Origin of the sequence: Actinomadura napierensis (genome assembly GCF_039529375.1) — a bacterium.
GTDB classification, from domain to species: Bacteria; Actinomycetota; Actinomycetes; order Streptosporangiales; family Streptosporangiaceae; genus Spirillospora; species Spirillospora napierensis.
In genome coordinates this window covers 1-779 of record NZ_BAAAMR010000291.1, presented here as the reverse complement: position 1 = coordinate 779, position 779 = coordinate 1, and the positions used below count along the sequence as shown (strand labels likewise).

Below are 779 nucleotides of genomic sequence, written 5' to 3'. Positions count from 1 at the left end.
GTCCAGTGCAATAAAGCGTGGATTGCTTGGGTTGATGGTTTCTACAAAGACATTGCCGGGGTGCATGTCGGCATGGAAAAAGTTATCGCGGAATACTTGCGTAAAGAAAATGGTTAACCCTTTTTCTGCAAGTTGTGCGCGGTCCATTCCTAAACGGTCAAAGGTTGCCGTATCTGAAATAGGGACACCAGTAATACGCTCAGCCACCATGACATCTTTGGTGTCCATGTAGACTTCTGGCACATACATCATGGTTGAACCAGTGAAGTAATGGCGCATACGACGGGTGTTATCTGCCTCAATACTCAAGTCCAGCTCATTTAAAATGATTTGGCGGTAGTCTTGAATAATTTCAGATAAATGTAATGCACGGGCAGCTTCAAGACGACTTTCTAAGGTGTTACCTAGCCAAGCCAGAATTTCAAAGTCTTGTAAAATTTGGCTACGAATGTCTGGACGAGTAACTTTAACAACAACTTCACGTCCATCATGTAACGCCGCTGTATGGACTTGTGCAATTGAGGCTGCTGCAAGTGGTTGATCATCAAAGCGGGCGAACAGTGTATTTACGTCTGCTTTTAAAGAATCTTGAATACGTTGTTTGGCAACTTCTCCATCAAAAGGTTTGACCTGATCTTGAAGCAAAACCAGTTGGGCGAGTATTTCAGGTGGAATCAAATCACGGCGGGTTGACAGGAGTTGTCCAAGCTTAATTGCAAGCGGCCCCATATCTTCTAAAGCTTCTTTAAGCTTTAAAGGATTTTTGCGTTCACGACTAG

At 43.8% G+C, this 779-nt stretch carries 1 protein-coding gene; it reads right to left on the bottom strand.

Annotated features, from left to right (window positions below; all coding sequences use genetic code 11):
- The coding region (locus ABD296_RS49500; protein ID WP_344285511.1) for an ABC1 kinase family protein at positions 1–779 on the bottom strand (779 nt) is incomplete at both ends.